The sequence below is a fragment of the Thiohalobacter sp. IOR34 genome (assembly GCF_030406045.1).
In the GTDB taxonomy this organism is placed as follows: Bacteria; Pseudomonadota; Gammaproteobacteria; order Thiohalobacterales; family Thiohalobacteraceae.
Map to the genome: position 1 here is coordinate 1,131,062 of NZ_CP128988.1, position 26,852 is coordinate 1,157,913.

The 26,852-nt window shown below is 65.2% G+C and carries 25 protein-coding genes; 22 read left to right on the forward strand and 3 right to left on the reverse strand.

Annotated features, from left to right (window positions below):
• Positions 1 to 12 precede the first annotated feature (12 nt).
• Together QVG61_RS05250 and QVG61_RS05255 are read right to left on the reverse strand one after the other, a co-directional pair.
• Positions 13 to 384, reverse strand: a complete 372-nt coding sequence (locus QVG61_RS05250; RefSeq protein WP_289932295.1) for a hypothetical protein — start codon at positions 382 to 384, stop codon at positions 13 to 15.
• Between the two features lie 476 nt (positions 385 to 860).
• Complete coding sequence (locus tag QVG61_RS05255; RefSeq protein ID WP_289932296.1) at positions 861 to 1,535, reverse strand: metalloregulator ArsR/SmtB family transcription factor; 675 nt, start codon at positions 1,533 to 1,535, stop codon at positions 861 to 863.
• A gap of 117 nt (positions 1,536 to 1,652) precedes the next feature.
• Here QVG61_RS05255 and QVG61_RS05260 point away from each other — a divergent pair, with 117 nt between their 5' ends.
• The 22 genes from QVG61_RS05260 (at position 1,653) to QVG61_RS05365 (ending at position 25,363) form a co-directional block, all read left to right on the forward strand.
• Positions 1,653 to 2,510 (forward strand): sterol desaturase family protein, encoded by an 858-nt coding sequence (locus tag QVG61_RS05260; RefSeq protein ID WP_289932297.1) that lies wholly within the window; start codon positions 1,653 to 1,655, stop codon positions 2,508 to 2,510.
• A gap of 196 nt (positions 2,511 to 2,706) precedes the next feature.
• Positions 2,707 to 3,666 carry a VTT domain-containing protein gene (locus QVG61_RS05265; protein WP_289932298.1) on the forward strand — a complete coding sequence of 320 codons (960 nt, stop codon included), beginning with the start codon at positions 2,707 to 2,709 and terminating at the stop codon, positions 3,664 to 3,666.
• A 24-nt stretch (positions 3,667 to 3,690) separates the two neighbouring features.
• Positions 3,691 to 4,467, forward strand: coding sequence for a sulfite exporter TauE/SafE family protein (locus tag QVG61_RS05270; RefSeq protein ID WP_289932299.1), 777 nt, complete (start codon positions 3,691 to 3,693; stop codon positions 4,465 to 4,467).
• 10 nt (positions 4,468 to 4,477) lie between these two features.
• Entirely contained in the window at positions 4,478 to 4,831 is a 354-nt protein-coding gene (locus tag QVG61_RS05275; protein WP_289932300.1) for a DsrE family protein, read from the forward strand.
• A 258-nt stretch (positions 4,832 to 5,089) separates the two neighbouring features.
• Positions 5,090 to 7,423 carry an FAD-dependent oxidoreductase gene (locus tag QVG61_RS05280; protein WP_289932301.1) on the forward strand — a complete coding sequence of 778 codons (2,334 nt, stop codon included), beginning with the start codon at positions 5,090 to 5,092 and terminating at the stop codon, positions 7,421 to 7,423.
• 449 nt (positions 7,424 to 7,872) lie between these two features.
• Entirely contained in the window at positions 7,873 to 8,007 is a 135-nt protein-coding gene (locus QVG61_RS05285; RefSeq protein WP_289932302.1) for a hypothetical protein, read from the forward strand.
• Complete coding sequence (locus QVG61_RS05290) at positions 8,004 to 9,344, forward strand: multiheme c-type cytochrome (RefSeq protein WP_289932303.1); 1,341 nt, start codon at positions 8,004 to 8,006, stop codon at positions 9,342 to 9,344. The genes QVG61_RS05285 and QVG61_RS05290 overlap by 4 nt, the downstream gene beginning before the upstream one ends.
• Before the next feature lie 391 nt (positions 9,345 to 9,735).
• The gene (locus QVG61_RS05295; RefSeq protein ID WP_289932304.1) at positions 9,736 to 10,512 is read left to right on the forward strand and encodes a multiheme c-type cytochrome; all 777 of its coding nucleotides are present in this window, start codon (positions 9,736 to 9,738) and stop codon (positions 10,510 to 10,512) included.
• Positions 10,513 to 10,514: 2 nt separating this feature from the next.
• The gene (locus tag QVG61_RS05300; RefSeq protein ID WP_289932305.1) at positions 10,515 to 11,417 is read left to right on the forward strand and encodes an alpha/beta fold hydrolase; all 903 of its coding nucleotides are present in this window, start codon (positions 10,515 to 10,517) and stop codon (positions 11,415 to 11,417) included.
• Positions 11,418 to 12,062 (forward strand): class I SAM-dependent methyltransferase, encoded by a 645-nt coding sequence (locus QVG61_RS05305; RefSeq protein ID WP_289932307.1) that lies wholly within the window; start codon positions 11,418 to 11,420, stop codon positions 12,060 to 12,062.
• A gap of 166 nt (positions 12,063 to 12,228) precedes the next feature.
• Entirely contained in the window at positions 12,229 to 13,197 is a 969-nt protein-coding gene (gene arsS / locus QVG61_RS05310) for an arsenosugar biosynthesis radical SAM (seleno)protein ArsS (RefSeq protein ID WP_289932309.1), read from the forward strand.
• Positions 13,198 to 13,329: 132 nt separating this feature from the next.
• A complete protein-coding gene (locus tag QVG61_RS05315; RefSeq protein ID WP_289932310.1) occupies positions 13,330 to 14,394 on the forward strand; it encodes a methyltransferase domain-containing protein in 1,065 nt (354 codons plus the stop codon).
• A gap of 212 nt (positions 14,395 to 14,606) precedes the next feature.
• On the forward strand, positions 14,607 to 15,299 hold the full coding sequence (locus tag QVG61_RS05320; protein ID WP_289932312.1) for a TIGR04283 family arsenosugar biosynthesis glycosyltransferase: 693 nt from the start codon (positions 14,607 to 14,609) through the stop codon (positions 15,297 to 15,299).
• Positions 15,292 to 15,915 carry a TIGR04282 family arsenosugar biosynthesis glycosyltransferase gene (locus QVG61_RS05325; RefSeq protein WP_289932315.1) on the forward strand — a complete coding sequence of 208 codons (624 nt, stop codon included), beginning with the start codon at positions 15,292 to 15,294 and terminating at the stop codon, positions 15,913 to 15,915. Before QVG61_RS05320 ends, QVG61_RS05325 begins: the two co-directional genes overlap by 8 nt.
• Positions 15,916 to 16,131: 216 nt before the next feature.
• The gene (gene rimP / locus QVG61_RS05330) at positions 16,132 to 16,590 is read left to right on the forward strand and encodes a ribosome maturation factor RimP (RefSeq protein WP_289932316.1); all 459 of its coding nucleotides are present in this window, start codon (positions 16,132 to 16,134) and stop codon (positions 16,588 to 16,590) included.
• 66 nt (positions 16,591 to 16,656) lie between these two features.
• Positions 16,657 to 18,159, forward strand: coding sequence for a transcription termination factor NusA (nusA, locus tag QVG61_RS05335; protein ID WP_289932317.1), 1,503 nt, complete (start codon positions 16,657 to 16,659; stop codon positions 18,157 to 18,159).
• A 22-nt stretch (positions 18,160 to 18,181) separates the two neighbouring features.
• The gene (gene infB, locus QVG61_RS05340; protein ID WP_289932318.1) at positions 18,182 to 20,704 is read left to right on the forward strand and encodes a translation initiation factor IF-2; all 2,523 of its coding nucleotides are present in this window, start codon (positions 18,182 to 18,184) and stop codon (positions 20,702 to 20,704) included.
• A 52-nt stretch (positions 20,705 to 20,756) separates the two neighbouring features.
• The gene (gene rbfA, locus QVG61_RS05345) at positions 20,757 to 21,134 is read left to right on the forward strand and encodes a 30S ribosome-binding factor RbfA (RefSeq protein ID WP_289932319.1); all 378 of its coding nucleotides are present in this window, start codon (positions 20,757 to 20,759) and stop codon (positions 21,132 to 21,134) included.
• A gap of 32 nt (positions 21,135 to 21,166) precedes the next feature.
• A complete protein-coding gene (gene truB / locus QVG61_RS05350; RefSeq protein WP_289932320.1) occupies positions 21,167 to 22,084 on the forward strand; it encodes a tRNA pseudouridine(55) synthase TruB in 918 nt (305 codons plus the stop codon).
• A 109-nt stretch (positions 22,085 to 22,193) separates the two neighbouring features.
• Complete coding sequence (gene rpsO / locus QVG61_RS05355) at positions 22,194 to 22,463, forward strand: 30S ribosomal protein S15 (protein WP_289932321.1); 270 nt, start codon at positions 22,194 to 22,196, stop codon at positions 22,461 to 22,463.
• Between the two features lie 61 nt (positions 22,464 to 22,524).
• The gene (gene pnp / locus QVG61_RS05360) at positions 22,525 to 24,612 is read left to right on the forward strand and encodes a polyribonucleotide nucleotidyltransferase (protein WP_289932322.1); all 2,088 of its coding nucleotides are present in this window, start codon (positions 22,525 to 22,527) and stop codon (positions 24,610 to 24,612) included.
• A gap of 142 nt (positions 24,613 to 24,754) precedes the next feature.
• Entirely contained in the window at positions 24,755 to 25,363 is a 609-nt protein-coding gene (locus tag QVG61_RS05365) for a hypothetical protein (RefSeq protein ID WP_289932323.1), read from the forward strand.
• A 50-nt stretch (positions 25,364 to 25,413) separates the two neighbouring features.
• Here QVG61_RS05365 and QVG61_RS05370 read toward each other — a convergent pair whose 3' ends face one another.
• Positions 25,414 to 26,763 carry a hypothetical protein gene (locus tag QVG61_RS05370; protein WP_289932324.1) on the reverse strand — a complete coding sequence of 450 codons (1,350 nt, stop codon included), beginning with the start codon at positions 26,761 to 26,763 and terminating at the stop codon, positions 25,414 to 25,416.
• Positions 26,764 to 26,852 lie beyond the last annotated feature (89 nt).

The following is a 26,852-nucleotide window of genomic DNA, read 5'->3' on the forward strand; positions in this document are numbered from 1 at the left end:
CCGTGATGGCAATCAGCCCTTTTCCAGCTCCCCGAGACGTGACTCGATCAGGGTCTTCAGCGCCGCAAGATCCGGACAGGCCTCGATCTCCTCCTTTTCGACCCAGGGGATGAGCCTGGCGTCCTCATGCAGATAGATGCGGGGTGCCTGCTGGCTGTCCACGCCATGCTGTTTCTGCACTTCGTCGCGGTGCAGAAAGCTGCATTCCGCATCCAGCCTCTCCAGGAAGCCGACCCATTCCCGCCGCACCCGGAAGTGGCCATGAGTCAGTTCGCAGAGACGGCAGGCATAGGTCTCCGGGGAGAGGATCTTGTGAGCGATGTCGCTGACCGTGTTGAACAGGCCGCTATCGGCGTTGTAGACGAAGACGAGTCGACGGGGCATGGCGCTGGCCTTGCTGATGGCTGGGGTAAAGGATTAGCCCGGATATTGCACCAAGGCAGGCTCCGTGGGCCGGGGTGGCAGGATGGCGCGGTACCCCTTGCGCCTCGATCGCGGCCTGGAGACCGCTCCTACGCCAACACATTGTGCCGCCATGCCCCGTAGGAGCGGCCTCCAGGCCGCGATCGGGGGGTCCACGGCGGGCAATGCCCGGAGTCGATCGAACAGGCACAAAGCCGGGTTACGAGTTCCCGACCCATTTGCCAGCCTGCACGCCGATCATGCGGGCCGCCTTGGTTCGAGGGGGATCGCTCAAGATGCGCAGCCCGATTCGGTCTGACATCGAATAGGCACAAAGTGTAGCCCGTCCAGGCAGCCCTCTTGTGACCCCCCGCCCTTGGATAACAGCCTGAGCACCAATCATGCGGGCCGCCTTGGTGCAATAGTCGGGTTAGATCCGACCCTGCGCCGGAGGTTCCTCAGTTTTCTTCCGCCGATGTCTCCACCGGCAGACCGGCCAGGCGCCATTCTGGCAGACCGTCCTCCAGCCGTCGTGCCTTGAGGCCTTTCTCGCGTAGCCTGGCCACGGCATCGAAGGCCAGTACGCAGTGCGGACCGCGGCAGTAGGCGACGATCTCCTGCGAGGGTTCCAGCCGTTCCAGGTGGGATTCCAGTTCGGCAAGCGGGATGTTGATCGCTCCCGGTACGTGGCCGGCGGCGTATTCCTCCGGCGGCCGTACGTCGATCACCGTCACCAGCCCCTGGCGGGCACGCTCCAGCAATTCCTCACGGGCCACGGGTTCCAGCTCGTCCTTGACGCTCAGGTAGCTCTCGACCAGCCGGTTGACCTCGGCAACGTGACGTTCCGCGACCCCTCGCAAGGCGTCGAGCAGGGCGATGACGTCCTCTCCACTCAGCCGGTAATAGACCTTGAGGCCCTGTTTGCGGGAACTGACCAGCCCGGCCTGGCGCAGCTGCTGCAGGTGTTGCGAGGTATTGGCCACCGTCAGGCCCGAGACCCGCGCCAGCTCGTCCACGCTGCGCTCACCCTGGGCCAGGAATTCCAGCAGCTCCAGCCGGTTGGCATTGCTCAGCGCCTTGCCGACCCGGGCAAACTGGGCGAAGAGGTCGTGTTTGAAGTTTCCGCTTGACATGGCGCCGATTTCCGTTAATCTACTATTCAACAGATCAATTGAATACTTTTCGATAAAAAACCATTATAGCAGTCGCCTCGGGGGAGGCACAGCACCGGAATTCGAGGATGAATCCATATGAATATCAATGAGTTCGTCATGAACAACGAGGTGGCCATCCGGCTTGGCTTCTTCTTTGGGGTGTTCGCAGTGATGGCGCTCTGGGAGCTGATCGCCCCACGCCGGGCGCTTAGCCTGTCCAAGGCAGTGCGCTGGGCCAACAACCTGGGCCTCGTGTTCCTCAACAGTTTCATTCTGCGCCTGCTGTTTCCGGCGGCTGCGGTGGGCATGGCCGCCTTCGCGCAAGAGCAGGGCTGGGGACTGCTCAACTACCATGAGGTGCCCCAGGGACTCGCCATCCTGGCCTCCATCGTGGCCATGGATTTCATCATCTACCTGCAGCACGTGCTGGTGCATGCGGTGCCGGTGCTGTGGCGGCTGCACCGGGTGCATCATGCCGATCTCGACTACGACGTGACGACCGGCGCGCGCTTCCATCCCATCGAGATCATCCTCTCCATGCTGATCAAGTTCGCCACCATCGTGGTACTGGGTCCGCCGGTGGTGGCAGTGGTGATCTTCGAGGTGGTGCTGAATGCCATGGCCATGTTCAACCACGGCAACGTGCGCCTGCCGGCTGCTGTGGACCGTCTGCTGCGGCTGCTGGTGGTGACCCCCGACATGCACCGCGTGCATCACTCCGTGGAGGACGACGAGGCGAACAGCAACTTCGGTTTCAACCTTTCCTGGTGGGACCGGCTGTTCGGCACCTACCGCGACCAGCCGCGTGCCGGCCACGAGGGTATGACCATCGGCATCCACAAGCACCGTGACCCGAAGCGGGTGACCTGGCTGCCCGGCATCCTGGCGCTGCCTTTCGTCGGCCGCATCACCGGCTACACCATCAACCGCCGTTCCTGGAGTGATGAGAAATGATTTATAGCCACGGAAACCACGGAATACACGGAAGGTTTGATAGCTTCGTAGGTCGGATCAGCCCGAAGGGCGTGATCCGACGGAATACCACGGGACGTGCCGTTGGGTGTGGACGCCTTGGTGGTGATACGTCGGATTACGGCGCTTCGCGCCTAATCCGACCTACGGCTTGGCGGTTTGATAACCGGGTGAGGAAATGAAACGACTGACGCGCATCTTTCTTTTCTTGTCGCTGGCGGCGGGGATCGCGGTGGCGGTGATGTACCGCGACCGTTTCGACGCGCAGGCGCTGGAGGCCTGGGTGCAGGGCGCAGGTGCGGCGGGGCCGCTGCTGTTCATGGCGGTCTACGCCATCGGCACCGTGCTGTTCCTGCCGGGTTCGGTACTGACGCTCGCCGGCGGCGCCCTGTTCGGGCCGGTGCTCGGCACTTTCTACAATCTGACCGGTGCGACCGTCGGCGCGGCGCTTGCCTTCCTGGTGGCCCGCTATCTCGGGGCAGACTGGGTGGCGCGCAAGACCGGCGGGCGACTGAAGCAGCTCATCCAGGGCGTGGAGAACGAGGGCTGGCGTTTCGTCGCCTTCGTTCGCCTGGTTCCGCTGTTTCCCTTCAATCTGCTCAACTACGCCCTGGGGCTCACCCGCATCCCCTTCTGGCATTACCTCCTGGCCACCTGGGTCTGCATGCTGCCCGGCGCCATCGCCTACACCTACCTCGGCTATGCGGGCCGCGAGGCGGTGGCGGGCGGCGAGGGCCTGATCCAGAAGATCCTGCTGGCACTGGCCTTGCTCGCGGCGGTGGCCTTTCTGCCGCGGCTGATCGCCCGCCTGCGCCAGGGACCGATGCTCAGTATCCCGGAATTGAAGGAGAAGCTGGATGGCGGTGAGGATCTGCTGGTGCTGGACGTGCGCACCGCGGAGGATTTCATCGGCGAGCAGGGCCACATCGCGCAGGCCCGCAACATCCCCCTCGAAGAACTGCCCGGACGGATCGACGAGATCCTGGACTGGGAGGAGAAGCCGGTCGTGCTGGTCTGCCGCACCGACCGCCGTTCGGCCAAGGCGGCCCGGATCCTGGCCAGGAACGGTTTTGCCGATGTGCACGTCGCCCGCGGCGGCATGACCGACTGGAACGCCAACGGCTATCCCGCCGAGTAGCACCGAACAGGAGAGGACCGCATCATGTCGATCACAGTCATCATCGCAGGCCTCGTCACCGGCATGTTGCTGGGCGTGTTCGGGAGCGGGGGTTCCATCATTACCCTGCCCGCGCTGATCTATCTGCTCGATACCGAACCCAAGGCAGCCATCGCCATGAGTCTCGGTATCGTCGCCATTACCGCTACCCTGGCCGCTGTTCAACATTGGCGGCGCGGCAACGTCAATCTCCGGGTGACCGCTGTCTTCGGCTTGTTCGGCGTGGTCGGCACCTACGCCGGTGCCCGGCTGGGAGTGATTACCCCGGTGGTCGTGCAGCTCGTCGTCTTTGCCCTGGTGATGTATGCCGCGGCCTGGAGGATGCTCAGGCCGCAACCGCAGCCCAGGTCGGTTGGTGCCATGGCAGTAGCCGACTGCCCGGACGGTCACTGCGAGGAGTTGGAGTACGCGCATATCGCCCTGCACGGCATCGGCGTCGGCATCCTCACCGGTGTGGTCGGGGTGGGTGGCGGCTTCCTCATCGTTCCCGCCCTGGTGCTGCTTTCCGGGCTGTCCATGAAACGCGCAGTCGGTACCTCGCTGGCCATCGTCGCCGTCAAGTCCTTTGCCGGTTTCGCCGGCTACGCCGGCGCAGTCGCCATCGACTATGACACGATGGCCGCATTCACCCTGATCGCCATCGCCGGCAGTGTGGCCGGCGGCCATCTGGCGCATCGCCTGCCGGCCGACCGGCTCAAGCGCGGCTTCGGTGGCTTCCTGGTGCTGGTTGCCAGCTACATCCTGATCAAGCAGCTACTGTGAGGTGGGAGACATGAGTACAGTCACTATCGTCATTCAAAATGCACCCTACCAATCGGACAACAAGGCCTGGCACGCGCTGCGCTTCGCCGGCGCTGCGCTGAGCGAAGATCTGGCGGTGCGTGTGCACCTGTTGGACGATGGCGTGGAAGTCGGCCGCCGAGATCAACGGGTGCCGGAAGGCGCCGTCGACCTGGAACGGCTGCTCGGCGAACTGATCGAGTGCGGGCTCGAAGTGCGCGCCTGCGGCATGGCGCTGGACGGTTGTGGTATCGACGAGGCGACGATGATCCCTGGCATCGAACGTGGCTCGATGAAGGCCCTGGCGGCCTGGGTGAAAGACAGCGATCACGTGATGGTGTTCTGATGTTTAACAAACCCGGGATGAATGGCCACGGAATCCACGGAAAACACGGAAAGTTTGATTGCGACGCACGCTCTCCGCGCGGCGTCGAAAAGCCTGCCACCCTCATCCCGCGGAGAGCCGGGATCCTGAAAACCAGGCCGCCCTGGCTTCGTTGTCAGGATTCCAGATCTTCGCTTGGGCCACGTCCGGAATGGCGGAAAGAAATTATTTCCGTGTTTTCCGTGGATTCCGTGGCTATTTGATGTTTGAGAGGGGCTGATGGCGAGGCAGACTGAGCAGGTGATCCAGCACTGGCCGCGGGCCTTCGAGGCGACGCGGCAGGATCTGATGCCGGCGCGTTATGGTCTGCCGGTGCAGCTGCTGAGCATGGCGGCCTTCACCCTGGCCTTCTTCGGCTGGCTCAACGAGTCCTGGTTGTTCTGGTTCGACAACCCCATCTGGCTGAACCGCTACACCGAGTATGCCCTCATCTTCGCTTTCGGTCTGTGGCGCATCGCTGCCGAGCGCAATACGTATACCCGCAGGCGGCTGATTATCCTGGTGACAATGGTCACGGCGTTCTGGTGGCTGATCCCCTGGCTGGCACCCGTCTATGAACCCTATGTCGGCTATCTCTGGGCGCAGCCGGTGTTCCCCTCGCTGCATGTGCCGGGCACGGTGACCTTCTTCCTGGTTCTGGCGGCGGTCTTCCTGTTCGGCCGGCGCATCATCTGCGGCTTCAACTGCCCCTGTGTCGGCATCCGCGAGACGGTGGGCTTTGCCTTCCGCGACCGGACCCTGCGCTCGAAATGGACCTGGCGCCTGCGCCATTCCAAGTGGTTTTTCTTTCTCTACTACGTCGGCGTGATGGTGGTCACCCAGTTTCCGCCCAGCGCCTGGACGGTGAGTTTCGTCGGCGGTTTCTATCTGCTGGTCGGTCTGACCTACTTCGGCACCTTCTTCGTCGCGCCCCTGGTGGGTAACCGCTTCTACTGCCGCTATCTCTGCCCCTACGGCGCCACCTTCGGCCTGCTCAATCACGCCGGTTTCTATCGGCTGCACATGGACCAGGACAGGTGCATCGACTGCCGGCGCTGTGAGCAGGTGTGCGACATGGGCATCCCGGTCTGGGAGCAGGGCCGTGAGGCTGGAAGGGTCACGGCCCTGGAGGACTGCATGGGTTGCGCCCGCTGCGTGGTCTCCTGCCCGACCGATGCGCTGGAGATTCGCGACGTGCGCAACCTGTTCCGGCCGGCACTGAAACAGAACGCCAGTCATCTGCTGAAACGTGAACCGCGGCCCCTGCCGGCACGCCGCGAGCCGCCCGTCCGTCCCGCGTCGCAGCGGCTGCAGGATTGGGGGGAGACGGTGCAGGTACCGTCGCTGGCCGGGATCCAGGCCCAGGCAGCACGCTGTCTCGATTGCGGTGTGCCTGGTTGTGTCAATGCCTGTCCGCTGCACAACCGGATACCCGAATGGCTGGAGGCGGTGGCCCGGGGCGAGATCGAGCACGCGGCCGAGATCGCGCATGCGACCAGCAGCCTGCCCGAGGTTTGCGGCACCCTCTGTCCCCAGCACCGTCTGTGCGAGGGTGCCTGCACCCTCGCCGATACGGCGGCTGGGCCGGTAACCATCGGTGCCGTGGAACGCTTTCTGGTGGACGAGGCCGCCTCCCGGGGCTGGCGGCCGTCCGGGGCGCAGAGGCGGCTGGACAGGAAGGCGGCGATGATCGGCGCCGGTCCCGCGGGTCTGGCCTGCGCCGATGTCCTGAGTCGTGCCGGCTGGGCGGTCACCGTCTTCGACCGCGCGACGCAGATCGGCGGTCTGTTGGCCAGCGGCGTGCCGCCCTTCAAGCTGGACAAGGCGCTGCTGGAGCGCCGCCGCCGCTGGCTGGAAGGGCAGGGCGTGCGGTTCCGTCCGGGTACGGAGATCAGTGAGGCCGATGTCTGGCGGCTGCTGACGGAACAGGATGCACTGTTCCTCGGCATCGGTGCCCAGACGGGGCGCCCCCTGGTGCTGCCTGGCCGCGAACTCGCCGGGGTCGAGGAGGCGCTCGACTACCTGCGGCGGGCCAATGCCGGCGCCCATGACGAGATGCGGGGCCGGCGGGTGCTGGTCATCGGTGGGGGCGATACCGCCATGGACTGCGCCCGTAGCGCCCTGCGCCAGGGCGCGGCGGCAGTGACGGTGGTCTACCGCCGTGACGAGGCGGCGATGCGCGCCTCCCCCAAGGAGCGCCGGGCGGCGGCCGAGGAAGGCGTGCGCTTCCTGTTCCAGCGTGTACCCGAGGCGGTGCTGGGAGAGGCTGCGGTCACCGGCATGCGCTTCTTGCGCGCCGAAGGCAGCGTCGAGAAGCTCGACTGCGATCGCGTGATCCTCGCCGTGGGCCAGGTGAACGCGCCGCCCGACTGGCTGGAGGCGCTGGGTGTCGCCCTGGACGAGCGGGGACGCATCCGGGTGGATACCGAGGGCCGCACGGACCACCCCAAGATCTACGCTGGCGGTGACGACACCCTCGGCCCTGACCTGGTGGTCACCGCCGTCGCCGCCGGCCGCCGTGCCGCCCAGGCCATCCTCCACGACCACCGCCGGCTTCGCCTGAGGGCATCATGAGTAGCCACGAAACCCACGAAAACGACTTGAGACTTACGGCGCCTCTCGGAGCGCGTGCGTCGAATATTAACCCGCATATTGCACGAAGGATTCGAGTTTCAGGGCGAATCTGGCCAAGCAGTTTGTTCGATCGCCCGTAGAAGCATAGCCGTACCTATGGTTCAAGGGGGATCGGGCAAAATGCGACGCCAGATTTGGTCTGAACTCGAATAGGCACAAACTGTAACAGGGCGCAATTGCTCGTAGAGGGGATTACTGCCTTGATAAATAACGTAAAAATTACGCTTTCAAGGCCGCCTTCGTGCAATATGCGGGTTAACCCGGCGGCTGAACACGGCATATTCAGTTGCCGGGTTAATAAAAATCATTTCGTGGATTTGGTGGGTTTCGTGGCCATGTATCTGCTGTCTCTAAGCACGGCCTGGGGACATCATACGCGGGAACACTTGATGCTGGAGGAAGATGCCGAAGGGGTGATCGCCGCCACGCGTGAGGGTGGCAACGGCTGGCTGCTGTGGGCCGGCCTGGGGCTGCTGCTGTTCCTTGCTGTGGTGCGCTGGTGGGCGCGGAGGCGGGGGCGGTGAAAAGGGTGCCGCGCTATGTCTGGATCCCCGTGATCCTGGCGCTGATCGCCGTGCCTGCCGGTTTCTGGTACGTCGACTGGAGTCGCGGCGGCGCGGGTGCCGGGCTCTATTCCAGGGCCTGGATGCCGGAGGCGGTGTTTGCCTACTGGGACCCTGCCGACTTCTATGCGGCGCCGGAGTCCCTGGGCGGCAGCTTCCAGGGTGAACAGTGCGTCCAGTGCCATCAGGCGGTCACCCCCGGCATCGTCAACGACTGGCGGGCCAGCCGTCACTCGCAGCCAAAGGGGCGCGCCCCCGTCTACTGCAGCGACTGCCACGGCAGTGACCACCAGTCCCTGCACCTGCCGACCCCCGAGGTTTGCGGCGGTTGCCATGCCACCCAGCATGTCCAGTTCGAGGACGAGAAGCGCCTCGGTTTTCCCAGCCACGCCCTGGCCCTGGAGCGGGCGCTGGATGCACCGCACTTTGTCGACAAGCCCAAGGCCGAGGTGAGTGCCTGCCTGCAGTGCCATTCGGTAGCGGCCAAGTGCGATTCCTGCCATACCCGGCACCGCTTCAACGCCGCCGAGGCGCGTCGGCCCGAGGCCTGCATCACCTGCCACAGCGGTCCGCCACATCCCGACGACGAGACCTTTTACGCCTCGGCCCATGGTCGTCTCTATCTTGCCGAGGGCGACGAGTGGGACTGGTCGAAGCCGCTCGTCCGGGGTAACTACAAGGCGCCGACCTGTGCCTACTGCCACATGCAGGCGGGTCGCCATCAGGTGGCCGACAAGCCGATCCACAAGTTCGGTATCCGCCAGGTCAATCCGCTGACCTCGGCCAATGCGGTCAAACGTCGACAGTGGGTCGAGCTGTGCAGCGACTGCCATGAGGCAGGGCAGGCGAGTGCCTGGCTCGCCGCGCTGGATGCCGAGCGCAAGCAGGCCTGGCAGATGCTGCGCGGGGCGGAGGCCGTGCTCAAGGACCTGCGCGCAGAGGGACTGCTCTATCCCAACGCCGGCGAGCGTCCGCCCTATCCCAACAGCACCCTGGACCGTCTGTTGCCCAAGGCACGCATCGGTTTCTACGAGGGCCAGGCCTCGGCCTTCTACAATGTCTCGCCCATCGAGCGCGATTATTTCGAGATGTGGTACTTCGACAACCTAGCCGCCTACAAGGGCGCGGCACACGGCGACGCGGCGATGGTGAAACGCGGTCACGCCGCCCTGGAAAAGGATCTCCAAGCCATCCGCGCCGAGGCGCAACGGCTGCGCGAACTCGGCCCGGTCCGCCCCGACCCCCGGCCCCTGTGGTTCTCCGGCGAATACACCGAACACAACCTGGAGAACAATTGAGATGGATAGCCACGGAATCTACGAAGCCCGAGAAATGGATGGCCACGAAACCCACGAAATCCACGAAAAGGGTTTTGGTGTTTTCGCTGCCGCGCAGAGTGCGTGCGCCGCAATACTACTAAGACAAACGATAACAAAGCCTCATTCAGCGGGTATCCGGGCGGTCAGCCGCAAGGCGCGCCAGAGCCGGCATGGCCATTCCATGTCAAGCTGGCGCAACACCGCAGATGGCCGCCCGGCCGCCCGCCCGCAGGGAGCGACCCCGGCGTCCCGGTTCGGCGTTGCGTTGCTTGGCAAGGGCATGCCATTCCCCGCGCAACACGCCTTGATCCGGAACGCCGAGGTCGCTCTGAATGAGGCTTTGTTATCGTTTGTCTTAGTAATTAATTTCATGGCTATTATCTTGTGGGCTTCGGCCGTGGCGGCAGAGGGGAGCGATTGTGTGGGTTGCCATGAGGAGCGTGACGCGGCGCTGGTGGCGGACTGGCAAGCGAGCGGGCATGGAGGGCTTGCGGCGGGGTGTGCCGCATGCCATGGCGAGGACCATGAAGCTGCGCTGGAACGCTCGCGCCGGGATAGCGCCTGTATCGACTGTCACGGCGGTGGCCGGGCACCGGTGGTGCACAGCTATACGAGTTCCAAGCATGGTGTCATCATGCGCCTGGAGGCCGGAGGCATGGACTGGAATCGACCGCTGAAGGACGCCAACTACCGTGTCCCGGGATGTGCCTACTGTCACATGCATGCCGGCAGGCATGGTGCCCCCGTCGCCTCGCAGGGTGCAGAGGCGGAGGATGGTCAGGCACGGACGCGCTATCCTGTGGTCTGCCAGGAATGCCATGCGCCGCGCTATGTGACGCGCCTGTTCGACAACGGCCGGCGCATGCTCGCCGTCGGGCGCATGAAGCTGCGTGAGGCCGAGGCCCTGGTGGCGTCGGTGGCCAGGATGCTTGGCGAGGAGGCGCTGGCGCCGGCCAGGGAGCGCCTGGTGAAGATGCGGCATCATCTGCACAATGTCCGGCTTGGTATAGGTCACCAGTCGCCGGACTATCAATGGTGGCACGGCCAGCCGGCGCTGGATGGCGACCTGCTGCGCATCAAGGGCCTCATCGGGCGGCTGCAGCGGCAGTCATCCATCGACAACACAGAGCGTCCGGAGGACGAATGATCATGAAGAGATTGACGACTTTGCTTGCAGGACTGTCGTTTTTCCTGCTCTCCCTGCCAGGGATTGCCGCCGAGGAGGTGAAACAGGAATACCAGGGGCTGACGCTCAATGCCCGGCTGCAGTTGGCCGCTGGTCACAGCTTGCAGGATGGTGTTGTCCTCCTCGTCCACGGCACCCTGGCGCACAATGGCATGGAGATCATCACCACCCTGCAGGACCTGCTGGCCGAGAACGGCCGGAACAGCCTGGCCATCAATCTCAGCCTGGCCCTCGACGACCGGCACGGCTTCTACGACTGTACCGTGCCGCACCGCCACCGCCATACCGATGCGCTGGACGAGATCGCAGCCTGGCTTGCTTGGTTGAAGCGGCAGGGTGTAGGTGACGTCGTACTGATGGGGCATTCCCGTGGCGGCAACCAGACCGCCTGGTTCGTGGCGGAGCGCGACGACCCGCTGATCCGCAAGCTGATCCTCATCGCACCCCAGACCTGGAGTCGGGACTATGCGGCCGAGAGCTACCAGGCACGCTTTGGCGTGCCGCTGGCCCCCGTCCTCGAGACGGCCCGTGCCCGGGTTGCCGCCGGTCAGGGCGGGGAACTCATGGGGCCCATCGGTTTCATCTATTGCAAGGATGCCCGCGCCACGCCTGCGGCCGTGCTTTCCTATTACAGCGACGATCCGCGGATGGATACACCCTATCTGCTGCCGCGGATCGACAAGCCGGTGCTGGTCTTTGCGGGCAGCGAGGACCAGGTGGTGAAGGGACTGGACAAGCGCCTCGCGCCCCTGGCCGAGCAGGGTGTCATCCGGCTGGTGGTACTGGAAGGCGCCGACCACGGTTTCCGTGACCTCTATGCCGACGAACTGGTCGAGGCCGCGGTGGCCTTCATCGGGAAACCCTGAGTGGGACAGGGCTTCGAGCCCGGCCGTTACGAGGCCTGGTACCGGACGCCACGTGGACGGTGGATTGCGGAACGGGAATTCGGGCTGATGATGCGGCTGCTGCAGCCGGAGCTGGACCGGTCTCTGCTCGACGTCGGCTGTGGCACGGGGCAGTTCAGCCGCCGCTTCGCGGCCGCCGGGCTGCGGGTGACCGGGCTCGATCCGGCCCCGGCGATGCTGCACCATGCCCGCTTGCTGGGTGGAGGGATGGACTATGTGGAGGGCTCGGCTCTCGCCTTGCCCTTCAACGATGCGTCCTTCGACTACTGTGCTGCGGTGACCAGCCTGTGTTTCGTTGCCGACCCTGGCCGGGCCCTGGCCGAGATGTGGCGGGTGGCGCGGCGGGGTGTGGTGCTCGGTCTGCTCAACCGACACAGTGTGCTCTACCGGCGCAAGCAGGGGCAGGGCGGCTATGCCGGGGCGCGCTGGGACAGCCTGGCGGAGGTGCGCCGCTGGTGCGCCGCCCTGTCGCCGGCACCGCGTCTGCGTGCCGGGACGGCGATCTTCCTGCCCGCCGGGGGCGCGCTGGCGCGGCTGGCGGAACGGCTGCTGCCCGCGCGACTGCCCTGGGGTGGTTTCCTGGCGGTGGTCCTGGAGAAGGTATGAGGTTTATAGCCACGAAACCCACGAAAAGGGGAGGTAGCCACGAAACCCACGAAATCCACGAAAGGGATTATTGCTGCGCACGCGCTTTGCGCGGCGCCGTGAACACAAGTCATTTTTCGTGGGTTTCGTGGATTTTGTGGCCATTTGGAAGAGGGTGAACTGAATCATGCATGCGATGCGGCCTTTGTTGGAAGAGACCGATTTTCCCGCCATACGGCGCGACGCCCTGGAGACCCTGCAGGTGAACCTGGGCTACCGCTGCAACCAGTCCTGTTTGCACTGCCATGTCAATGCCGGTCCGCGGCGGCAGGAGATGATGTCGGCGGAGACCCTCGACGCCGTGCTGGGCTTTCTCGAACGTTCAGGGGTCCGCCGGCTGGACATCACCGGCGGTGCGCCGGAACTCAATCCCGGTTTCCGCCGCCTGGTGAGCGGGGCACGCGAGCAGGGCGTGCACGTCATCGACCGCTGCAATCTCACCATCCTGGAGGAGAGGGGGCAGGAGGACCTGGCCGACTTTCTGGCCGGACAGGGGGTCGAGGTGGTTGCCTCGCTGCCCTGCTATCTGCCGGAGAACGTCGATGGCCAGCGCGGCGAGGGGGTCCATGCGGCGAGCATCAGTGCCCTGCAGCGGCTCAATGCCCTGGGCTACGGTCGGCCGGGTACTGGCCTGGAAGTCAACCTGATGTACAACCCGGCTGGCGCCTATCTGCCACCGGCGCAGGAGCAACTGGAAGCTGATTACCGGCGCGAATTGGAGCAACGCCACGGCGTGGTCTTCAATCGGCTCTACACCCTTACCAACATGCCCATCATGCGCTTCGGCAGCACATTGGTCTCACGGGGGCAGTTCGACGACTATATGCAGTTGCTCCGGGAGGCCTTTCAGCCGCGCAACCTGGAAACGGTCATGTGCCGCAGCTTGATCAGCGTCGACTGGCAGGGCTTCGTCTACGACTGCGACTTCAACCAGTTGCTCGATATGCCCCTGCGGCTGGGTGGCCGTGGCCGGATACGGCTGGGCGATCTCGATGCAGACAGCCTGCGCGACAACCCCATCGTGGTGGCCGACCACTGCTACGGCTGTACGGCCGGCCAGGGCTCGAGCTGCGGCGGTGCCTTGGTGAATGAATAGTAGCCACGAAACCCACGAAATCCACGAAAGTTCTTATTTCGGCGCACGCGCTTCGCGCGGCGCCGTAAGCACCAAGACTTTTTTCGTGGATTTCGTGGGTTTCGTGGCCAATACATGATTGGAGGTAAAGGCATGAGTGGAGATGCGGTGTTGGACCGGTACTCGGAGGCGGCGCGGGCGCGCGAGGAGACACTGTGCTGCCCCGTGGACTATGACGCGGGGCTGCTGAAACTGCTGCCGCAGGAGATCGTCGACAAGGACTACGGCTGCGGCGATCCCTCGCGCTATGTGCGCGAGGGCGATGTGGTGCTCGATCTCGGTTCCGGCGGCGGCAAGATCTGCTACATGGCGGCCCAGCTGGTCGGTGCGGCGGGACAGGTGATCGGCGTCGACATGAACGACGGCATGCTGGCCCTGGCCCGCAAGTACCAGGCGGAGATGGCGCAGAAGCTGGGCGGCGAGCGGGTTCGCTTTCTCAAGGGCTACATCCAGGACCTGGCGCTGGACCTGGAGGCGATGGAAGACTGGCTGGCCGCCCATCCGGTGAGCGGTGCCGGGGACTATGCGCGGCTGCTCGACTGGCAGCAGCGGCAGCGCGCCGAGCGACCGTTGATCGCCGATGCCTCGGTCGACCTGGTGATCTCCAATTGCGTGCTGAACCTGGTGCAGGACGCGCAGAAGGCACAGTTGATCAGCGAGATCTTCCGGGTGCTGAAGCCGGGTGGCCGGGTGGCCATCTCGGACATCGTCAGCGACAGGGTCTCGCCCGCCGCGCTCAAGGCCGATCCCGAGTTGTGGAGCGGCTGCATCTCCGGCGCCTTCCAGGAACAGGCCTTCCTGCAGGCTTTCCTCGACGCCGGCTTCGTGGCCGTGGCCTACGACAAGTGGGATGCCGCGCCCTGGCGGGTGGTGGAGGGCATCGAATTCCGCTCCGTGACCCTGACGGCGGTCAAGCCCGAGCCGGCGGTTGCTGCCGATCGGGGCCATCTGGTGATCTACCGGGGGCCACTGGCCGAGGTGCGTGACGAGGCCGGTCGCGTCTATCCGCGCGGCGAGCGTGTGGCGGTCAGCGAGACGCTGTTCCGGCTGCTGACCGGTGGTGCCTATGGTGATGCCTTCATCGCCGTCCCGCCGGCAGCCGAGCGACCCGTGGTGGAGGACTCGACGGGATGTTGTGGTGGTGGCAGTTGCTGCTGATGAGGCATATCGCCACGGATGACACGGAAACTTCCTTGGCTGATGTGCGCTGTAGCCTGTAGGGCGGATTCTCGCTGTCTCGGCGGCAATCGCGGCCGGGAGGCCGCTCCTACAACGGGGCATGGCGGCGCGATTTGGTGCAGGAGCGGTCTCCAGGCCGCGATCATGCCTTTCCGTGTCTTCCGTGGATTCCGTGGCGATAAAAATAAAGATTGGTGAAAGAAAACAGCATTTCGGTGGTGGTGCCGGCGTTGAACGAAGCCGGGGGGATCGCGGCGATGCTGAAACGCCTGGACGGGCTGCGGGCGCGGGGCGGGGAGGTGATCCTGGTCGATGGCGGCAGCACGGATGGCACGCTGGAGCAGGCCTCGTGCCATGTCGACCGGGTCGTGCAATCGGCGCCGGGACGGGCCCGGCAGATGAACGTCGGTGCGGCCGCAGCTCGTGGTGATATCCTCTGGTTCCTGCATGCCGATACCCTGGCCTCCCCGGACGCCGACCGTCTGATCCTCGCCGCGCTTGCCCGGAGGCGTCGCTGGGGGCGGTTCGACGTCCGCCTCTCCGGCCGGCATCCCCTGCTGCGCCTCGTCGAGCGCATGATGAATCTGCGCTCCCGCCTGAGCGGTATCGCCACCGGTGACCAGGGCATCTTCGTCAGTCGTGATCTCTTCGAGTCGCTGGGCGGTTTCCCCGAGCAGCCCTTGATGGAGGACATCGAGATCTGCCGCCGTCTGCGGCGGGCGTCGGGTTGGCCGGCCTGTCTGTCGCCGCCGCTGGTCACCTCCAGCCGCCGCTGGGAGACGGCTGGCGTGGTGCGCACCATCCTCCTCATGTGGGGGCTGCGACTGGCCTATTTCTGTGGCGTGCCGGCACATCGCCTGGCGGCCCGTTACCGCCGTGTCTGAGCGCGGTAGCCTGCTGCTCTTTGCCCGTGCGCCGCGGCCCGGGCAGTGCAAGACCCGCCTGATCCCGGCGCTCGGGGCGGAGGGGGCCGCGGCGCTGCAGGCCCGCCTGCTCGAGCAGACGCTGGAGGCGGCCCTGGCCAGTGGCGTGGCGCCGCTGACCCTCTGTGCCAGTCCGCCGCAGGATCCGCTGTTTGCCCGCCTGGCCCGGCGCCCTGGCGTCGCCCTGCGTGGCCAGGGCGACGGCGACCTGGGGGCGCGCATGGCGGCTGCCTTCGGACAGGCCCTCGAGGCGGCCGACTGGGCCCTGCTCATCGGCAGCGACTGCCCCGTGCTGGATGCGGATTACCTGCGTTCCGCGGCCCGGGCGCTGCGCTCGGGTGCCGATGCGGTGCTCGGCCCGGCCGAGGACGGCGGCTATGTGCTGATCGGCTTGCGGCGCAGCGCGCCGCCGCTGTTCGCCGGCATCCCCTGGGGCGGCGAGTCGGTACTGGATATCACCCGCCGGCGGCTGGACGACCTGGGCTGGCGGCGGGTCGAGCTGGAAACCCTGTGGGACGTCGATCGCCCGGAGGATCTGCCGCGGCTGCGCCGCAGCCAGCCTCATCTGTTGCCCTGAGGCACGGCCTGCGGCCGCCCCTGCTGCTTGCAAGTGACTGGTTGAACGTCTATAATCCCTCTCCGTTAGCTACCAGTGGGATTCCATCGGTGCCTGACGGAGGTATGAGGTTTTTCTGGAACCCCGTTTTTCGGGGTTTTTTGTTATCCGCCGGAGGGTTCCGGCGGGACGGAAAAAGTGGGCCTTGGGCCCATTTTTTGTTTGCAGCGGTCAGTGATGCGCAAAGAGCCCTACAACCTGCGGGAGCTGCTGGAGCCCGCCGTCAATGCCCTGGGCTGCGAGCTGGTCGGTATCGAATACCTGCCCAGCGGCAAGCACAGCGTGCTGCGCATCTACATTGATCGCGAGGACGGCGTCACCCTGGACGACTGCCAGCAGGTCAGCTACCAGGTGAGCGGCCTGCTCGATGTGGAGGACCCGGTGCCCGGCCAGTACACCCTGGAGGTGTCCTCTCCGGGGCTGGACCGGCCCCTGTTCCGCGAGGCGGACTTCGAGCGTTTTGCGGGTCAGCCGGTGAAGATCCGCATGGCGCTGCCCATCGAAGGGCAGCGCAAGTTTACGGGTCTGCTGCAGGGCGTGCGGCAGGGCCAGGTGATTCTGGAGACAGAGGACGGGAGCGAGATCGGCCTGCCGCTGGATCAGATCGAACAGGCACGACTGGTGCCGGTGGTCTGAACGCGTGCCGCATCGCACAACGGGACATTATTCGGCTGGAAATTCCAAGGTCGGAGACGAGTGGTCATGACTAAAGAAATCTTGATGGTGGTAGACGCCGTATCCAATGAAAAGGGCGTCGATAGGGAAGTGATCTTCGAGGCGATCGAAGCCGCGCTCGCGTCCGCGACCCGCAAGAAACACGGTGGCGACATCGACGTGCGGGTTGAGATCGACCGCGAGACCGGTGAATACAAGACCTTCCGCCGCTGGCAGGTGGTGGACGACGAGGACGAGAACTTCGAATCGCCTGAGCGCCAGGTGCTCTACACCCGCGCCCAGCAGCTCCAGCCGGGTATCGAGATCGGCGACTACATCGAGGAGCCGATGGAGTCGGTCGAGTTCGGCCGCATCGCGGCCCAGACCGCCAAGCAGGTCATCGTGCAGAAGGTGCGCGAGGCCGAGCGGGAGCAGGTCGTCGAGGCCTACAAGGACCGCCAGGGCGAGCTGGTGACCGGCATCGTCAAGCGCGTCGAGCGTGGCAACGTCTATCTCGACCTGGGTGGCAACGCCGAGGGCTTTATCCCACGCGAGGACATGATCCCGCGTGAGTCGGTGCGCCCCGGCGACCGCCTGCGCGGCTGGCTGAAGGAAGTCCGTTCCGAACCGCGCGGCCCGCAGCTGTTCATCAGCCGCGTGGCGCCGGAGTTCCTCATCGAGCTGTTCAAGCTCGAAGTGCCGGAGGTCGGCCAGGATCTGATCGAGATCCTCGGCGCGGCGCGCGATCCGGGTCTGCGGGCCAAGATCGCGGTGCGCTCGCTGGATCCGCGTATCGATCCGGTCGGCGCCTGTGTCGGCATGCGCGGTTCGCGGGTGCAGACGGTCTCCAACGAGCTGGCCGGCGAGCGCATCGACATCATTCTCTACGACGACAACCCTGCGCAGTTCGTGATCAACGCCATGTCGCCGGCCGAGGTGGTGTCCATCGTGGTCGACGAGGATGCACACAGCATGGACGTCGCGGTGGCCGAGGAGCAGCTGTCGCAGGCCATCGGGCGCGGCGGGCAGAACGTGCGCCTGGCCAGCCAGCTGACCGGCTGGGAACTGAACGTGATGACCGAAGCCGAGGCCGAGGCCAAGAGCGAACAGGAGGCCCAGCAGCTGCAGCAGCAGTTCATGGATCAGCTGGACGTCGACGAGGAGATCGCAGCGATCCTGGTGCAGGAGGGCTTCTCCAGCATCGAGGAGGTCGCCTATGTTCCCAAGGCTGAACTGCTGGAGGTCGAGGAATTCGACGAGGAGATCGTCGACGAACTGCGCGGCCGGGCACGCGACGTGCTGCTGACCAAGGCGATTCAGGGTGAGGAGCAGATCGGCGATGCCGAGCCGGCGCAGGATCTGCTCGAACTCGAGGGCATGGACCGGGAGCTGGCCTATACACTGGCCGGCCGAGGTATCAAGACACAGGAAGACCTGGCGGAACTGGCCGTCGATGAACTGATGGACATCGAGGGCATGGACGAGGAGCGTGCTGCGGCGCTGATCATGGCTGCCCGCGCGCCCTGGTTTGCCGAGGAGCAGCAGGGCTAGGGTCTTCGGGAGAAAGGGCAAGATGTCGCAAGTAACGGTTAAACAATTTGCAGAGGTCGTCGGAATACCGGTCGAACGGTTGATCACCCAGCTGGACAGTGCCGGGATTCAGGTCAGCAGCGCCGACGACACCATCAGCGACTCCGAGAAGATGGAGCTGCTGAGCTATCTGCGCAAGAGTCACGGCAAGGGCGAAGCGGCAACGGTTGCCGAACCGGCCAAGGTCACGCTGAAGCGCAAGACCCGCAGCGAGCTGAAGGTCAAGGCGCCGGGCGGCAGGGCCGCGCCGACCAAGACGGTGGCCGTCGAGGTGCGCAAGAAGCGCACCTATGTCAAGCGCAGTGCGGTGCTGGAGGAAGACAGCCGCCGCAAGGAAGAGGAAGAGGCCGCGCGCCTGGCGCGCGAGCAGGCCGAGGCCGCGGCGCGTGCCGAGGCCGAGGCCCGGCGCAAGGCCAAGGAAGAAGAGGAACGCCGTGCCCAGGAGGATGCGGCCCGCCGCAAGGAGAGCGAGGAGGCGGCCCGCAAGGCGGAGCTGGAGAAGCGCCTGGCCGAGGAGGCCGCACGCCTCAAGGCCGAGGAAGAGGCCCGTCGCCAGCAGGAGCAGGCGGCCGCGGCACGCGAACAGCAGCGCAAGGGTTCCAAGCGCGGCGCGCCCGACAAGGGTGGCCGCTACGGGCGCAAGGAACTGCATGTCGCCGCCGACAAGAGCGGCCGGCGCAAGAAGAAGGGCCGCACCCGCTCGGTTTCGATCAGCGCCTCCGACAAGCATGGCTTCGAACGTCCCACCGCGCCGGTGGTGCGTGAGGTGACGCTGCCCGAGACCATCACCGTCGCCGAGCTGGCACAGAAAATGTCGGTCAAGGCCGCCGAACTGATCAAGCAGTTGATGAAGATGGGCATCATGGCCACCATCAATGAGGTGCTGGATCAGGAGACCGCGCAGATCGTCGTCGAGGAACTGGGCCACAAGGTCAAGCTGCTCAAGGAAGACGAAATCGAACAGGAGATCGTGCCGACCGAGGTCGAGGGTGAGCGTGTGCCGCGTGCCCCGGTGGTGACCATCATGGGCCATGTCGACCACGGCAAGACCTCGCTGCTGGATTACATCCGCCGTACCAAGGTGGCGGCGGGCGAGGCCGGCGGCATCACCCAGCACATCGGTGCCTACCATGTCGATACCGACAAGGGCAGCATCACCTTCCTCGATACCCCCGGCCACGCGGCCTTCACCGCCATGCGTGCGCGCGGCGCCGAGGTCACGGACATCGTCATCCTGGTGGTGGCGGCGGACGACGGCGTGATGCCGCAGACCGAGGAAGCGATCCAGCATGCCCGGGCGGCCGGCGTGCCGCTGGTGGTGGCGGTCAACAAAATCGACAAGCCGGAGGCCGATCCGGACCGGGTCAAGAACGAGCTGGCCCAGCACGACGTGATTCCCGAGGACTGGGGTGGTGACGTCCCCTTCGTGCATGTCTCGGCCAAGACCGGCGAGGGCATCGACGAGTTGCTCGATGCGGTGCTGCTGCAGGCCGAGATGATGGAGCTGACGGCGGTCAAGGACTGTCCGGCCAATGGCGTGATCATCGAGGCCCGCCTGGATCGCGGTCGCGGTCCGGTGGCCACGGTGCTGGTGCGCAACGGTGTGTTGCACAAGGGTGACGTGATCCTCAGCGGCAGCGAATACGGCCGGGTGCGCGCCATGTTCGACGAGAACGGCAAGCCGGTCTCCGAGGCCGGCCCGGCGATGCCGGTGGAGGTGCTGGGTCTGTCCGGCACCCCCAATGCCGGTGATGACGTGGTGGTGGTGCCGGACGAGCGCAAGGCGCGCGAGGTGGCGCAGTTCCGCCAGGGCAAGAGCCGCGACAGCCGTCTGGCCCGTCAGCAGCAGGCCAAGCTCGACGAGGTCTTCTCGCGCATGGGCGGCGGCGAGGTGCACGAGCTCAACCTGCTGATCAAGGCCGACGTGCAGGGCAGCCTGGAAGCGCTGCGCGACTCCCTGACCAAGCTCTCCAACGACGAGGTGCGGGTGAAGATCGTCTCCGGGGGCGTCGGCGGCATCAACGAGTCCGATGTCAACCTGGCGGTCGCTTCCGGTGCCATCCTCATCGGCTTCAACGTGCGCGCCGATGCGGCGGCACGCCGCCTGATCGAGGAGCAGGGTGTCGACCTGCACTACTACAGCGTGATCTACGAGGCGATCGACGACGTCAAGAAGGCGATCAGCGGCATGCTCTCACCGGAGGTCAAGGAAGAGATCATCGGCCTGGCCGAGGTGAAGGACGTGTTCCGTTCCTCCAAGCTGGGTGCCATCGCCGGCTGCATGGTGGTCGATGGCGTGGTGCGTCGCAACGCGCCGATCCGCGTGCTGCGTGACAATGTGGTGATCTTCGAGGGCGAGCTGGAATCCCTGCGCCGCCACAAGGATGATGTCAACGAGGTCCGCGCCGGCACCGAGTGCGGTATCGGCGTCAAGGACTACAATGACATCAAGCCGGGAGACCAGATCGAGGTCTTCGAACGCACCGAGGTCGCCAGAACACTGTGATCGACGACCCGCCGCCTGCGGGCGGCGGGCGGCGGCCGCTACTGCAGCCAGCATGCCCCGAGACTTCCCCAGAACCCGCCGTGTCGGCGACCAGATCCAGCGCGAACTCGCGGTGCTGATCCGTGACCAGCTCAAGGATCCGCGCCTGGGGCTGGTCACCGTGTCCGCTGTCGAGGTGTCGCGTGATCTGGCCTATGCCAAGGTGTTCGTCACCCTGCTCGGCGAGGAGGAACCCGAGCGGCGCGACGAGATGCTGACGGTGCTCAACCGGGCGGCAGGCTTCCTGCGTCACCAGCTGGGCCAGAGCATGAAGCTGCGCACCGTGCCGCAGCTGCGGTTCCTGTACGACGACAGCATCGACCGCGGCAGCCGTCTGGATTCGCTGATCGAGGAGGCAGTGGCCAAGGATCGGGAACGGCGTGGCGAATGATTTCAATGGTTTGTTTTTGAGGCATGACACAGATGGCACGTCGACGCCCGAAAGGCAGAAACGTTAACGGTATCCTGTTGCTGGACAAGCCGACCGGGCTGACCTCCAACAAGGCGCTACAGATCGTCAAACAGCTGTTCAAGGCACGCAAGGCCGGGCACACCGGCAGTCTCGACCCGCTGGCCAGCGGCCTGCTGCCGATCTGTCTCGGCGAGGCGACCAAGGTCTCCGGTTTCCTGCTCGATGCGGACAAGCACTACCGGGTGCGCTGCAAGCTGGGCGAGAAGACGGCCACCGGCGATGCCGAGGGGGAGGTGATCGAGACCCGGCCGCTGGAAGGCGTCGACGCGGCGCGGCTGGAATCGGTGCTGGCCGCTTTCCGCGGTCCCATCGAGCAGATTCCGCCCATGTATTCGGCGGTCAAGCACCAGGGCCAGCGCCTCTACAAGCTGGCCCGGGAGGGGGTCGAGGTGGAGCGCGAGCCGCGAACGGTGGTGATCCACGAGCTGACCCTGCTGGCCTTCGAGCCGCCCTTCTTCGATATCGACGTGCGTTGCAGCAAGGGCACCTATGTCCGCACCCTGGCCGAGGACATCGGCGAGCAGCTGGGCTGCGGCGCCCACGTCACGGCCCTGCGCCGGCTCGGTGTCGGCCCCTACGACGATGCCGGCATGGTCACCCTGGATGCGCTGAAAACGCTTGAAGAACAGGGTCTTGCAGCGCTGGATGCGCAACTGCTGCCGATCGAGAGCGCGCTCACCCAATGGCCCGACGTGCAGCTCAACAGCGATGCCGCCTTCTATCTGCGCCAGGGACAGGCAGTGCAGGTGCCGCATGCGCCGACCAGCGGCTGGGTGCGGCTGTACGAGGCCGACCACCGCTTCATCGGCATGGGCCAGATCCTCGATGACGGGCGGGTGGCGCCGAAGCGCCTGATGGCCTCGGCCTGAGCGCCGGCAGGGGCAAAATCATCTGGACGCCGCACTGGCGGCAAAGTTAGAATATGCGGCTTGATTTGAAGGTTACCGAGCAATCGGTCTATTGGGAGTTAAGTAAACCATGTCATTGAATGCTGAACAGAAAGGCCAGGTCGTCAAGGACTATCAGCTGGCCGAGGGCGACACCGGGTCGCCGGAAGTCCAGGTTGCGCTGCTCACCGCGCGTATCCAGCATCTCACGGATCACTTTGCAGAGCACAAGCAGGATCACCATTCCCGCCGTGGCCTGCTGCGCATGGTCAACCAGCGCCGCAAACTGCTGGACTACCTGAAGCGCAAGGACTCCAAGCGCTATCAGGATCTGATCGGCCGCCTCGGCCTGCGCCGCTGAGCGTCAGGCATTGCGCCGATCCGCCGTCCCCGTGTCATCGAAGGCTAGCTAGGAAGAGACCGTGAGCCCAATCAAGAAATCATTCAAATACGGTGCACACACCGTAACCCTGGAAACGGGAGAGATCGCCCGGCAGGCCACCGGCGCCGTGCTGGTGAACATGGACGAGACCGTCGTGCTGGTCACCGCGGTGGGAATGAAGAAGGCCGCCGAGGGACGCGATTTCTTCCCGCTCACGGTGGACTACCAGGAACGGACCTACTCGGCCGGCAAGATCCCCGGCGGTTTCTTCCGCCGCGAGGGGCGCCCGAGCGAGAACGAGACCCTGGTGTCCCGGCTCATCGACCGCCCGCTGCGGCCGCTGTTCCCCAAGGGCTTCACCAATGAGGTGCAGGTGATCGCCACGGTGATGTCGCTGAATCCCGAAGTGGATCCGGACATCCCGGCGCTGATCGGTGCCTCGGCCGCGGTGAGCCTCTCCGGTCTGCCTTTCGACGGCCCCATCGGTGCAGCCCGCGTCGGTTATATCAATGGCGAATACGTCCTCAATCCCACCCGCAGCCAGCTCGAAGACTCCCAACTGGACCTGGTGGTAGCCGGTACCGACAAGGCGGTGCTGATGGTGGAATCCGAGGCCAAGGAACTGCCCGAGGCAACCATGCTGGGTGCGGTCATGTATGGCCATGAACAGCTGCAGGCCGCCATCCAGGCGATCAACGAGCTGAAGGCCGAGGCCGGCAAGCCGGCCTGGGACTGGCAGCCGCCGCCTCCCGCCACCGAGGTCGCCGACGCCGTGGCCGCCCTGGGTGAGGCCGCCTTCACCGAGGCCTACCAGATCGCCGACAAGCAGCAGCGTTATGCGCGGCTGGACGAGATCCACGAGGAGATCCTCGCCAAGCTGAGCAGCGAGGACGCCGAGCCGCGCTTCGACGAGGCAGCGGTGCGCGGCGCCATGGAGAAGCTGGAGAAGACCATCGTGCGTGGCCGGATCATCGCCGGCGAGAAGCGCATCGACGGTCGCGACACCAAGACGGTGCGGCCGATCACCGTGCGTACCGGCGTGCTGCCGCGCGTCCACGGCTCGGCCCTGTTCACCCGCGGCGAGACCCAGGCGCTGGTCATCACCACCCTCGGCACCACCCGCGATGCGCAGATCATCGACGCCATCCAGGGCGAGCGACGCGAACACTTCATGCTGCACTACAACTTCCCGCCCTACTGCGTGGGCGAGACCGGCCGCGTCGGTAGCCCGAAGCGGCGCGAGATCGGCCACGGCCGGCTTGCCAAGCGCGGCGTGGCGGCGGTGATGCCCTCGCAGGACGACTTCCCCTACAGCATCCGCGTGGTCTCCGAGATCACCGAGTCCAACGGCTCCAGCTCCATGGCCAGCGTCTGCGGCAGCAGCCTGGCGATGATGGATGCCGGCGTGCCGCTCAAGGCCCCGGTGGCCGGTGTGGCCATGGGCCTGATCAAGGAAGGCGACGAGTTTGCGGTGCTCACCGACATCATGGGCGACGAGGATCACCTCGGCGACATGGACTTCAAGGTGGCCGGCACCAGCGACGGCGTCACCGCGCTGCAGATGGACATCAAGATCGATGGCATCACCAGGGAGATCATGGAGATCGCACTGGCCCAGGCCAACCAGGCCCGGATGCATATCCTCGGCGAGATGAACAAGGTGATCTGCGAGCCGCGCAAGGAGATGTCGGACTACGCGCCGCGCTACACCACCATGAAGATCAATCCGGACAAGATCCGCGACGTGATCGGCAAGGGCGGTGCCACCATCCGCGCCATCACCGAGGAGACCGGTACCAGCATCGATATCGACGATGCCGGCAACGTGAAGATCGCCTCCGTCGACGCCGCGGCCGGCGAGGAGGCCCGCCGGCGCATTGAGCAGCTGACCGCCGATGTCGAGGTGGGCAAGGTCTACGAGGGAAAGGTCGCCAAGCTGATGGACTTCGGTGCCTTCGTCACCATCCTGCCCGGCAAGGACGGCCTGGTGCACATCTCGCAGATCTCCGAGGAGCGCGTGCAGAACGTCAGCGACAAGCTCTCGGAAGGCGATATCGTCAAGGTCAAGGTCCTCGAGGTCGACAAGCAGGGCCGGATCCGGCTGAGCATGAAGGCCGTCAACGACTAGGCCATGCTGCAGAAGGCAAGGACGGACAGGGGGCTTCGGCCCCCTTTCTGTTGTTGGCGTCTGCGAGTTTCCAGGGCTGGCGGCGTGACCGCCGGTCTCCATCAGGCACGGGCGGGGCGTTTTGTTCAGGGATGGGGGGACGATGACTGAATTCGCGGTCGGCCTGTTCTGCAGTGTCCTGTTTCTGGGCCTGTCCTTTGCCATCAACCGGCGTCTCCGCCATGGGCCGCTGGCCTTCGATCCCTACCGCGCATTGCTCATGGCCAGCGCCGTCTTTGCCCTGGCCGTGCCCCTGGAGGCGCTGGTCGACGGTTTCTATGCCACGGCCAGGGGGCAGTTGCTCTGGCGCTACGACATCCTGCCGCGCCACGGCGGCAGCGTCTCGGCCCTGGGGGCGCTGATCTGGCCGGCCTACGGCCTGCATCTGTACTGGCTGCTGCAGGTGCTGGAACAGCGCCTGCCGGAGGGCTGGCGGGGGCGGCTTCTCCAGGCCCTGATCATCGGCCTGGATGCGCCGCTGTTCTTCGAGGTGACCGGAAATCTCCTGTTTCTTGCCATCACCGGTCGCTACTATGCCTACTACCTGCCAGGCGAGCTCTGGCATCTGACCTCCTGGCAGGTGGTGCCCATCTACATGCTGTGCCTCTTTCTCGGGCTGACGATCCTGCAGCGGCTTCTGGCCATGCGCCCCCGTGCGCTGCTGCCGCCGGGGCTCTATCTTGCCGGCCTGGGTTTCGTCTGGCTGGGCTGACATGAAAAAGGCCGCCCTTGCGGGCGGCCCAGGTCGCGGGCAGTGAGGGTTCAGCGCAGGGCCAGCTGCAGCGGCTGCAGGCTGGTATTGCGCACCTGCAGCAGTCCCTCGTCCAGATCCAGTTTCTTGTAGCCGATGTTGCGCTGTTCCCAAACCAGGTTACCGGAGGCGGCATCGAACACCTTGAGCAGGCCGCCGGCACAGGCCACGGCCACCCGGCGGCTGTCGGGAGAGACGTCGGTGACGCAGCGCTTGCCTTCGCTGCGCGAGTCGGTGATGGTCAGCTCGCGCTCGTCGCCGGTACGGGTATCGACCACGAACACCTTGTCCGCCTTGCCATAGGACTTCGGCAGGCCATCTTCACCGAAGACGATGAACGAGCGCTTCGGCTTGACCAGCACGAAGTAACTGAGATCAGGGGCCACCTTGACGCTGGAGGTACGTCCCTTGCGCACGGCAGAGTCCTTGCTCCAGGAGAGCTCGGTCTCCTCGCGGCAGGCGATGTCGTAGATGTAGTTCAATGAAACCAGCTTGCTGGCATCACGGTTGAAATACAGGGCGCTGAACTGGCGGGGGATCTGGAATACCGCATTCGGATAGCTCTCCACCACCTGCTGGCTGCCGGCCTCGATGTCCAGCACCGCAAAGCGGTCGCGGCCGACGTAGGCGATCTTGTTGCCGTCGTTGGAGATGCCGGCGGCGTAGACGCCGGAATCCAGCTTGCTGCGGCTATGCACGACCTTCAGCGTGGTCAGGTCGACCACGTGCAGGGTGGAATCGTACTGGGCGATCGGCACCTTGCGATCGTTCTTCTCCTTGCAGGTGTTGACCACCACGGCGGCGAAGCGGCCGTTGTCCGAGGCCACCACCGGGCCGATGAATTCATAGGCGGCGTCGGTGCCACAATGATGCCTGGCACGGCTGTCGCTGACCGCCAGCGGGATGCGGCGGGTATGCTTGCCGCCAAAATCGAGAGTGCCGCCGAAGAAATCGGGCAGATTGACGTTGGCGGCCTTGTCCATGCGTCCCAGGGAACTGGGCAGAAGCAGGATCTTGCCCTCCGGATAGCTGCCGTTCAGAACGATGTCCTTGAAGCTGTGGATCCCCCAACGGCGCTTGCCGATGCGACCGTACTGGTCGCCGAAGATGGTCTGGATGTGCACCTGCTGACCGAAGGCCTTGATCAGCTTGCCGCTGTTGACGTCCCACAGCTTGATGCCGCCGGAGAAGTTCTTGTCGTAGGTCATGCTGTTGCCGCCCGAGCCGCCGGTGACCAGAAACCGGCCGTCCTCGGAGAACTGGACCGCGTAGATGTCCTCGGCGCCGGCCAGGCTCAGGGTGGAAGCGCACAGGCAGGCGCTGGAGAGGCTTGCAATCAGAAGCGTCTTCAATCTTTTCATTGTCTGGAGTTCCTGATCAGTGGGCACTGCTGCCCGGAAACGGTGGCCATCCCCTGATGACCGCTCGCCTCGTCCTTTCCCGCAGTCTG

What these genes read in the sequence shown, in the direction of transcription:
- QVG61_RS05250 (WP_289932295.1), bottom strand. Translation starts at nt 384, where the DNA reads ATGCCCCGTCGACTCGTCTTCGTCTACAACGCCGATAGCGGCCTGTTC.
- QVG61_RS05255 (WP_289932296.1), bottom strand. Translation starts at nt 1,535, where the DNA reads ATGTCAAGCGGAAACTTCAAACACGACCTCTTCGCCCAGTTTGCCCGG.
- QVG61_RS05260 (WP_289932297.1), top strand. Translation starts at nt 1,653, where the DNA reads ATGAATATCAATGAGTTCGTCATGAACAACGAGGTGGCCATCCGGCTT.
- QVG61_RS05265 (WP_289932298.1), top strand. Translation starts at nt 2,707, where the DNA reads ATGAAACGACTGACGCGCATCTTTCTTTTCTTGTCGCTGGCGGCGGGG.
- QVG61_RS05270 (WP_289932299.1), top strand. Translation starts at nt 3,691, where the DNA reads ATGTCGATCACAGTCATCATCGCAGGCCTCGTCACCGGCATGTTGCTG.
- QVG61_RS05275 (WP_289932300.1), top strand. Translation starts at nt 4,478, where the DNA reads ATGAGTACAGTCACTATCGTCATTCAAAATGCACCCTACCAATCGGAC.
- QVG61_RS05280 (WP_289932301.1), top strand. Translation starts at nt 5,090, where the DNA reads ATGGCGAGGCAGACTGAGCAGGTGATCCAGCACTGGCCGCGGGCCTTC.
- QVG61_RS05285 (WP_289932302.1), top strand. Translation starts at nt 7,873, where the DNA reads ATGCTGGAGGAAGATGCCGAAGGGGTGATCGCCGCCACGCGTGAGGGT.
- QVG61_RS05295 (WP_289932304.1), top strand. Translation starts at nt 9,736, where the DNA reads ATGGCTATTATCTTGTGGGCTTCGGCCGTGGCGGCAGAGGGGAGCGAT.
- QVG61_RS05300 (WP_289932305.1), top strand. Translation starts at nt 10,515, where the DNA reads ATGAAGAGATTGACGACTTTGCTTGCAGGACTGTCGTTTTTCCTGCTC.
- arsS (WP_289932309.1), top strand. Translation starts at nt 12,229, where the DNA reads ATGCATGCGATGCGGCCTTTGTTGGAAGAGACCGATTTTCCCGCCATA.
- QVG61_RS05315 (WP_289932310.1), top strand. Translation starts at nt 13,330, where the DNA reads ATGAGTGGAGATGCGGTGTTGGACCGGTACTCGGAGGCGGCGCGGGCG.
- rimP (WP_289932316.1), top strand. Translation starts at nt 16,132, where the DNA reads ATGCGCAAAGAGCCCTACAACCTGCGGGAGCTGCTGGAGCCCGCCGTC.
- nusA (WP_289932317.1), top strand. Translation starts at nt 16,657, where the DNA reads ATGACTAAAGAAATCTTGATGGTGGTAGACGCCGTATCCAATGAAAAG.
- infB (WP_289932318.1), top strand. Translation starts at nt 18,182, where the DNA reads ATGTCGCAAGTAACGGTTAAACAATTTGCAGAGGTCGTCGGAATACCG.
- rbfA (WP_289932319.1), top strand. Translation starts at nt 20,757, where the DNA reads ATGCCCCGAGACTTCCCCAGAACCCGCCGTGTCGGCGACCAGATCCAG.
- truB (WP_289932320.1), top strand. Translation starts at nt 21,167, where the DNA reads ATGGCACGTCGACGCCCGAAAGGCAGAAACGTTAACGGTATCCTGTTG.
- rpsO (WP_289932321.1), top strand. Translation starts at nt 22,194, where the DNA reads ATGTCATTGAATGCTGAACAGAAAGGCCAGGTCGTCAAGGACTATCAG.
- QVG61_RS05365 (WP_289932323.1), top strand. Translation starts at nt 24,755, where the DNA reads ATGACTGAATTCGCGGTCGGCCTGTTCTGCAGTGTCCTGTTTCTGGGC.
- QVG61_RS05370 (WP_289932324.1), bottom strand. Translation starts at nt 26,763, where the DNA reads ATGAAAAGATTGAAGACGCTTCTGATTGCAAGCCTCTCCAGCGCCTGC.